Below are 8,512 nucleotides of genomic sequence, written 5' to 3' on the forward strand. Positions count from 1 at the left end.
ATGGATTATAATGAAAAAATTAGAAAATAAGGTTGCGGTTGTTACAGGTTCAGGTCGTGGAATTGGTCGAGATATCGCATTACTAATGGCTAAAGAAGGAGCAAAGGTCGTTGTCAATGACTTGGGCGGTGGGTCTGATGGAAATGGGAACGATACAAAAGTGGCGGATGAAGTAGTTCAAGAAATTAGAGAACTAGGTGGAGAAGCTGTAGCCAATTATGATTCGGTTTCTGAATATGAAAGCGCTACAAAAATTGTAGAAACAGCATTAACGGAGTTTGGGCGTATCGATATTGTTGTCAATAATGCTGGTATTTTACGAGATCGCATGCTGTTCAAAATGAGTGAAGAGGAATGGGATGCTGTTATTGCCGTACATCTAAAAGGCTCATTTAATATGACAAGAGCAGCCGCTCCATATTTTAAAGAGCAAAAAAGCGGCCGCTTCATTAACTTTACATCTACATCAGGCTTAATTGGTAATGTTGGTCAAGCAAACTACGCTGCAGCAAAATTAGGGATTGCGGGCCTTAATAGAATAACAGCATTAGATATGGCCCGCTATAATGTAACAGCTAATGCGGTCGCACCGTTTGCGTGGAGTCGATTAATTGGTTCCATTCCGACTGAGACAGACGACCAAAAGGCTAGAGTCGATAAACTTAAGCAACTATCCCCAGCCCATATCGCACCATTAGTCGCTTTCTTAAGTTCGGATGAAGCGGCTGATGTTTCCGGCCAAATTTTCGGTGTTAGAGGCAAGGAAATTATGGTCTTTTCACAGCCGCGCCCAGTTCGTTCTGTTTATAATGCAGAAGGCTGGTCCATCGATAGCCTAAGTTCGATTAAAGGATCCTTACAATCTAGTTTTACTCCGCTTGAAGTAAGTGCTGACGTATTCCCATATGAGCCATTGGTATAATGCTAAATAAATAATTTTAATAGTTATGAGCTTGAGTGCGTACATTGTTTCAAGCTCATAACCGTTATTAAAAAGATAAGGGGGATTACATGTTAGAAGGAATACGTGTTATCGATTTTTCTCAGTATCTTCCAGGTCCTCATGCAACTTTACGTTTAGTAGATATGGGGGCCGAAGTCATTAAAGTCGAATCGCCCCAAGGAGATCCTTCTCGAGCTTCTGCTGGAATAAATGGAAATGGTTTTGTTTTTTTAACACAAAATCGAAATAAAAAAAGTGTCGTATTAGATTTAAAGGATCCTATAGATCGAAAGAATGCCTTAAATCTCATTAGTGAAGCGGATGTTGTCCTTGAAAGCTTTCGCCCAGGAGTGACGGATCGGCTTGGGATTGGTTATGAACAGGCAATTCAAGTGAAAAAAGATATTATTTACTGTTCCCTTTCAGGCTATGGACAAACAGGATCAATGAGTCATTTAGGCGGACATGACATTAACTATATGTCGATAAGCGGGCTGCTTGCGCAGTTAAAGGATGAAAAAGGACGTCCGGTGCAGCCGAGCACAACAATAGCAGATTTTGTAGGGGGGATATCCGCGAGTGAAGCCATTCTAGGCGCATTAGTGAAAAAACTAAGAACAGGGGAAGGTTCTTATATTGATCTATCGATTACAGACTCTCTATTCTCCCTTATGTCCAATCATATTCTGATTGAACATGCTACAGGTGAGCAGCATGGTATTTCAAAGCTTAATAATAAATATGTCTGCTATTTTTTATATGAGACAAAAGATAATAGATTTGTTAGTTTAGGAGCTTTAGAAGCAAAATTTTGGAGAAATTTCTGTACAGCTTTGAATAAGGAACATTGGATTTCAGAGCATTTCTCATTGGCTCAACCAAGTAATCCAGTATTTGAAGAAATGAAGGAAGTATTTGCTAATAAAACATTGGCCCAATGGACGCAATTTTCTCACCAAGTAGATTGCTGTTTAGCTCCTGTTCTAGAAACTGGTGAATTATACAATCATCCACTAATTAAAGACAGAGGGCTTATTGTCGAAAAAGAAGAGATACGATATACAGCAACGAAATATCCGGCTATTGAAGACTATTACACAGCTCCACCAAAGTTTGGACAACATTCAGATCAGGTAAAAGAACAATATGAAAGAAAAGTTTAAGTGAAAGGGGTAAAATGCTTTGATTAATCTTGATAACTTTTCTCTCCTGTCCCTTTATGAAATGTTAGAACAAACTGCGGTCAAATATCCTAATCAAGTGGCGGTAATAGACGGTGAAATTAAATTAAGTTATAGCGAGTTAAAGGAAACGATTGATGCTTTCGCTTCCGTTCTATATGAAAAAGGAATTCAAAAAGGCGATCGAATCGGGTTAATGTTACCGAATGGGATTCACTATATGATTTCTTATTATGCTATTCAGCGTTTAGGCGGAATTGTTGTACAAGTTAACCCTTTATATCAAACATCTGAACTCCAATATATGCTAGATGACGCAAAGCCGAAATTGTTTATTTGTGGTAGAAATCAAGCTGAAAAACTAGAGAAAATTGAGGATTTTAAAAACGTACATGTCATTTTCACAAAGGATGAAAGCAATAAGGATCAAATCCTATTAAAAGGAAAGAACTGTACACTTCCTCCACTAAATATTAATCCAAAGGAGGATGTAGCTGTTTTACAGTATACGGGTGGAACAACTGGTAGATCTAAAGGGGTTATGTTAACTCACTTTAATATTATTAGTAATATTCATCAATCGGGCAGTGTTGTTTCATCGGTCATGAAGGAAGGAGAAGAGCGCATATTAGGAGTGGCACCGCTGACACATGCTATGGCTATGACAAATATGAATTATACTGTCCGATTTGCTGCTACATACATTATTGTAGAAAAATTTGAAGTGAAGAAAGTTTTACAAACAATTAGTCAATATAAACCTACAATGATGTTAGGCTCTCCAACGATGTATATCGCTTTACTGAATCATCCTAATCTAGGGAAAAATGATTTATCCTGCTTTAAAATTTGTATTTCCGGATCTGCCCCCCTTCCTGTAGAAGTTTTAAAAGAATTAGAGCGAAAATCCGGAGCACATATTTTCGAAGGATACGGCTTATCAGAAGCAACAACATCCACTCACCGAACTCCAGTAGATGGAGAAAGAAAGATTGGCAGCGTTGGCATTCCAGTCCCTTTAACAGAATCAAAAATAGTAGATATCGAAACAGGGACGAGAGAGTTAGCGACTGGAGAACGTGGTGAACTTATCGTGAAAGGTCCACAAGTGATGAAAGGGTATTGGAATAAATCTGTAGAAACAGCTCTTACGATTCGTGATGGTTGGCTATACACAGGAGACATAGCTGTTTGTGATAAAGACGGGTACTATTTTATAGTCGGCAGAAAAAAAGATATGGTGATTGCGGGCGGCTTGAATATTTACCCAACTGAAGTGGAAGAAATGCTCTATCAGCATCCAGCAATAGCTGAAGCGTGTGTGTTTGGCGTACCTGATGCGTATCTTGGTGAAAAACTGTTAGCCATTGTGATATTGAAACAGGGTGAAAACATTAGTGAACAAGAATTGCTAAGTTGGTGTGAAGGTCGAATTGCAAGATATAAAATTCCAAGAGCTATCGAATTTCGGGAGGCTTTACCTAAAACAATAGTTGGGAAAATATTGAGGCGCCGACTTGTTGAAGAATATAAAGAAAAACTGAATCAATTGTAAAAGTATTAGCAGTACGATTAATCCTTTTAAAGGAGTGTTAGAGAATGGATTTTAACTTACCATCTGATTTAGTAGAAATGAAAAAATCAATCAGAGATTTTGTCGATAATACAGTGGACCCTGTTGCTGATCAAATTGAAAGAGAAGATAAAATTCCAGACCATATTATGAAAATGAGTAAGGAAATCGGTCTGTTTGGTCTAAGTATTCCAGAGAAATACGGTGGACTAGGAATTGATATGGTTGGCAAATGCGGCATTTATGAAGAAATTGGTCGTACATCTAATGGATTTACAACGGTAATCGGTGCTCATACAGGTATTGGTTCAGTTGGAATCGTTGAGATGGGGAATGAGGAGCAAAAAAGAAAATATTTGCCGGGTATGGCTTCAGGAGATTTGATTGGAGCGTTTGCTTTAACAGAACCAAGTGCAGGTTCTAATGCCGTCGCCTTAAAGACGAGAGCCGTAAGAAAAGGAGATAAATATATTCTTAATGGATCCAAGCATTATATTACAAACGGGCCGATTGCCGATATATTTACTGTTATGGCCGTTACTGATCCGAGTAAAGGAGCGAAAGGGATTACCTCCTTCATTGTAGAAAAAGGCAGTAAAGGACTTATCATTGGCAAGACTGAAGAAAAAATGGGATTACGCGGCTCCCACTCCTCTGAAATTTTCTTTGAGGATTGCGAAGTTCCAGTTGAAAATGTTCTTGGTGTAGAAGGGCTGGGTTATGTAAATGCCCTGAAGATTCTTGCGAATGGTCGAGCTGGACTCGCGGCACGTAATCTCGGATCATGCCAAAAATTGTATGAATTATCTGTCAAATACGCACATGAGCGTGAGCAGTTTGGCAAACCGATTTTTGAGCAGCAAGTCATTCAGCATTATTTAGCTGAAATCGCATTGGACGTCGAAACATTGCGTTCAGTTACCTATCGAGTGGCATGGATGGTTGACCAAGGCATGAATGTTATTAAGGAAGCAGCAATGGCGAAGCTTCTTGGTTCAGAAATCTATAATCGCATCGCGGACAAAGCGGTTCAAATTCACGGTGGGATTGGCTACATTAAGGAGTATCCAATTGAAAGATATTATCGCGATGCTCGTATTACAAAAATTTATGAAGGAACATCTGAAATTCAAAAGAACATTATTGCTGCCCAAATACACAAAGAGTACGTAAAAACTGCACCAACTGTTCATGCTTAATTAATAGATTGGTAGCTTTCCAGCCTTTATACAATGATCCGAAAATTGCACACTAATGATAGTGAAGATTGAGAGGAGCAGACATATGAAAGGAATTATTTCCTACGGAGCATATATTCCGTATAATCGTCTCCAACGAAAAAAAATTGGGGAATTCTTTGGTAAATCTACGTATAGCGGGGAAAAAGCTGTTGCTGGCTATGATGAAGACAGCGTATCGATGGGCGTTGAGGCAGCACTTGATTGCTTACATGGAACAGATTCAAAAGAGATTGATGCTGTTTATTTTGCAACAACGAGTGCTCCTTATAAGGAAAAAGGGTCGATTTCCACGATTGCTGCGGCATTACATTTAAAAGAAAATGTCCGAGGAATCGAAGCAGCTTCGTCTTTAAGAAGCGGCACTTCTGCTATTTTAGCAGCTAATGAACTCGAGCAAACGCTTGTTATTGCTTCAGATTGTCGGACAGGGGCTCCTACTGGACAAAACGAACAGTGGTTTGGCGATGGAGCGGCTTCTTTCTTAATTGGTCAAGGGCCGGAAGTAATCGCTAATATTATTGATGCAGTGAGTGTACAAGGTGAATTGGTCAGTGAATGGCGCAGTCAAACCGATTCATTTACTCAAAATTGGGAGGAACGTTTAGGGTCAACGGTATTTTTAAAGCAAGTGAAAGAAGTCGTTACCCCTTTTTTAGAAAAAAACAATTGTACTGCTGATGCCATCAATAAGGTTATTATATCTGGTCCAGGGACACGTGCTCATACACAAGCGGCTAGTGCTGTTGGATTTCAAAAAAATCAAATACAAGATCCTTTATTTGATTTAGTAGGTGCTACGGGAAATGCTCATGCTCCGATGATGCTCGTTTCTGCATTAGAAGAAGCAAAACCTGGGGATCAGCTTCTTATCGTAGCATTTGCAGAAGGACTGGACGTCATGTTGCTAGAGGTGACAGAGGCCATTTCTCGTCTTGCTAAAAGAAAAGGCGTTCAAGGTTATTTAACGGTTAAAAATGATCAAACGTCTTATAGTGATTATTTAAAATGGAGAAATCTTCTCGAAACAGAGCCGCCAAGAAGACCAGAAACAGAGCGCCCGTCCGCTCCCGCTCTATATAGGGGATATCATCAAAACCTTTCATTTACTGGATCGAAATGTAGAAATTGTGGTACACCACAATTTCCAAAGCAACGTATTTGTACCCAATGCCAAGTAAAGGATGAAATGGACGATTATCGCTTTGTTGGGCAATCTGCTAAAGTAATGACTTATACACTCGATCATTTAGCTGCTTCACCTGCTCCTCCAATGATTGTAGCGGTTGTGGATTTTGATAAAGGAGGACGCATTATTTGCGAAGTGACCGATTGTCATCCAAAAGAAATAGAAATTGGGATGAATGTTGAGATGACATTCAGACGTTTACATGAAGCTGGGGGGATCAGTAATTATTTCTGGAAAGCCCGACCAATCAGGCAAAAGGAGAGTGTCTAGTATGAGCAGAAAGGGAATTAGCGATAAGGTAGCCGTTATTGGAATGGGCTGTACAAGATTTGCCGAGCATTGGGATAAAAGTGTTGATGATTTATTAGTGGATGCTGCGTATGAAGCATTCGCTGATGCCGGTATTGAACCAGCGGATATAGAAGCGGCGTGGTTAGGAACGATGATTTCTGGATATGCAGGGATTACTCTTTCGGGACCGTTAAAAACACAATTCATTCCAGTTACGAGAGTAGAAAATATGTGCGCAACAGGCTCTGAAGCATTTCGAAATGCTTGTTATGCAGTAGCTTCAGGTGCATATGATATCGTGCTGGCAATCGGGGTCGAAAAACTGAAAGATTCAGGGTTTAGCGGACTGAATTCACCTAAGCCGCCAAGTGATGGGACAGCACCTAATTTTTCCGCCCCTGCTTCTTTTTCCTTCCTTGCCCCAGCCTATTTTGAAAAGTATGGATTGTCGGCAGAGCAAGGAAGAGAAGTGCTATCGCGGATTGCTTGGAAAAATCACTATAATGGTTCCCTGAATCCTAAAGCTCAATACCGTAATGAAGTTCCAATGGAGAAAATTTCAAACTCTCCGATAGTAGCAGCCCCGCTTGGAATTATGGATTGTTCGGGGGTGGCAGATGGAGCTGCTGCTGCCATTATCGTTCGAACAGAGGATGCTCATAAATATAGAAAAGATCCGATGTATGTCAAAGCGCTATCGATTGCAGCTGGACCTGGAGATGGTCGATTACGTCAGGACTTTGATTTTACAAGCATTAAGGAAAATGTTGTATCTTCACAAGCTGCCTATCGTGAAGCGGGAATTAAAGATCCGCGTAAAGAAATTAGTATGGCGGAAGTGCATGACTGCTTTACTCCTACAGAATTGGTCATTTATGAAGATTTAGGATTTAGTGAACGAGGGCAAGGTTGGAAAGACGTTTTAAATGGTGTTTTTGAACTGGGTGGAGAACTGCCGGTTAATCCAGATGGAGGGCTAAAGTCATTTGGACATCCGATTGGAGCTAGCGGTCTGCGAATGCTATACGAAATGTATTTACAATTCCAAGGCCGTGCAGGTAAACGCCAATTAGATAATCCAAAGATTGGACTCACCCACAATTTAGGCGGAACACCTATGCAATGTGTCTCTTTCGTATCTATCGTAGGGAAAGAGTTGTCTTAATAATATAGAAAAGGAGTGGGGATTTTGAGCACAGGACTAAAAGAGAAAATCGGTATGAAATTAGAGACGTATACCTTTAAAGTAGAAGAAGGGAAAATTAAGGAACTAGCACTTGCAATTGGTGATTTGCGGGAGGAATACTTAAATGGAGAAGCGGTTTTACCCACTTTTCCAACTGTGATTGATTTCTGGGGCGGAGGAGCTTCTACATCTGACCTATTGGGGTTAAATGTTAAAAAAGTTCTTCATGGGGAACAAGAGTATGAATATTTAGGAGAAATTAAACCAGGTGATGAAATTACAGTAACTGGTGTAGTTGAAAAAGTATATACAAAAGCATCTATGGATTTTTACATTATCAAAAAAGAGTTTGTAAATCAACATGGTGAAACGGTATTAATTAGCCGTTCGACTATTATCGAAAGACACTAGGAGGGGAATTATATGGAAGTCGGTTATCAGTTTGAACCATTACATAAAGAAGAAATTACTCATTCACAGCTTGTTCGATATGCAGGAGCATCAGGAGATTTCAATCCTATTCACACAGTTGTACCATTTGCGGAATCTGCTGGATTAGGTGGTGTAATCGCTCATGGCATGCTGGTTAAGGGGTTTGTTGGCCAAGCAATTAGTCAATGGTTTTCAACAAAAGATCTTGTAAAATTCTCTACTCGTTTTAGAGCAATGACAAGGCCGGGAGAAAAGATTACTGTTCAGGGCCATGTAGTAGATGAAACAGCAGATCGCTGGATTTGCCAGGCTGAGGCAGTAAACGACGTAGGAGAAGTGAAAGTAAAAGCTTTCTTTGAGATTAAGAAAAGATAGTGTTAAAAAAGGGGTAGCCCCCGTAGCCATCAAGTTAAGAAAATGATATAAAAAACAAAAAATGACCATCCTGATTCAGTATGCAGCTGAATCAGGATGGTCAT

General features: G+C 39.8%; 8 protein-coding genes. All 8 read left to right on the forward strand.

Annotated features, from left to right (window positions below):
• The first annotated feature begins 10 nt into the window (after positions 1 to 10).
• The 8 genes from V7068_RS01940 to V7068_RS01975 all read left to right on the forward strand — a co-directional run bounded on the left by V7068_RS01940 (position 11) and on the right by V7068_RS01975 (position 8,408).
• A complete protein-coding gene (locus V7068_RS01940) occupies positions 11 to 922 on the forward strand; it encodes an SDR family NAD(P)-dependent oxidoreductase (protein WP_127760201.1) in 912 nt (303 codons plus the stop codon).
• Between the two features lie 89 nt (positions 923 to 1,011).
• Positions 1,012 to 2,106 carry a CaiB/BaiF CoA transferase family protein gene (locus tag V7068_RS01945; RefSeq protein WP_499710736.1) on the forward strand — a complete coding sequence of 365 codons (1,095 nt, stop codon included), beginning with the start codon at positions 1,012 to 1,014 and terminating at the stop codon, positions 2,104 to 2,106.
• Between the two features lie 19 nt (positions 2,107 to 2,125).
• Positions 2,126 to 3,679, forward strand: coding sequence for a long-chain-fatty-acid--CoA ligase (locus tag V7068_RS01950; protein WP_499710737.1), 1,554 nt, complete (start codon positions 2,126 to 2,128; stop codon positions 3,677 to 3,679).
• 44 nt (positions 3,680 to 3,723) lie between these two features.
• Positions 3,724 to 4,896 (forward strand): acyl-CoA dehydrogenase family protein, encoded by a 1,173-nt coding sequence (locus tag V7068_RS01955; RefSeq protein ID WP_499710739.1) that lies wholly within the window; start codon positions 3,724 to 3,726, stop codon positions 4,894 to 4,896.
• Between the two features lie 85 nt (positions 4,897 to 4,981).
• Positions 4,982 to 6,394, forward strand: coding sequence for an OB-fold domain-containing protein (locus V7068_RS01960; RefSeq protein WP_499710740.1), 1,413 nt, complete (start codon positions 4,982 to 4,984; stop codon positions 6,392 to 6,394).
• A gap of 1 nt (position 6,395) precedes the next feature.
• Positions 6,396 to 7,580: an acetyl-CoA acetyltransferase gene (locus tag V7068_RS01965; protein WP_499710742.1), complete on the forward strand. Its 1,185-nt coding sequence runs from the start codon at positions 6,396 to 6,398 to the stop codon at positions 7,578 to 7,580.
• A gap of 15 nt (positions 7,581 to 7,595) precedes the next feature.
• On the forward strand, positions 7,596 to 8,012 hold the full coding sequence (locus V7068_RS01970; RefSeq protein WP_499710744.1) for an FAS1-like dehydratase domain-containing protein: 417 nt from the start codon (positions 7,596 to 7,598) through the stop codon (positions 8,010 to 8,012).
• A gap of 12 nt (positions 8,013 to 8,024) precedes the next feature.
• Complete coding sequence (locus V7068_RS01975) at positions 8,025 to 8,408, forward strand: MaoC/PaaZ C-terminal domain-containing protein (protein ID WP_499710746.1); 384 nt, start codon at positions 8,025 to 8,027, stop codon at positions 8,406 to 8,408.
• The last annotated feature ends 104 nt before the right edge of the window (positions 8,409 to 8,512 follow it).

The organism is Bacillus sp. JJ634 (assembly GCF_036962285.1).
In the GTDB taxonomy this organism is placed as follows: domain Bacteria; phylum Bacillota; class Bacilli; order Bacillales; family DSM-1321; genus Peribacillus; species Peribacillus asahii_A.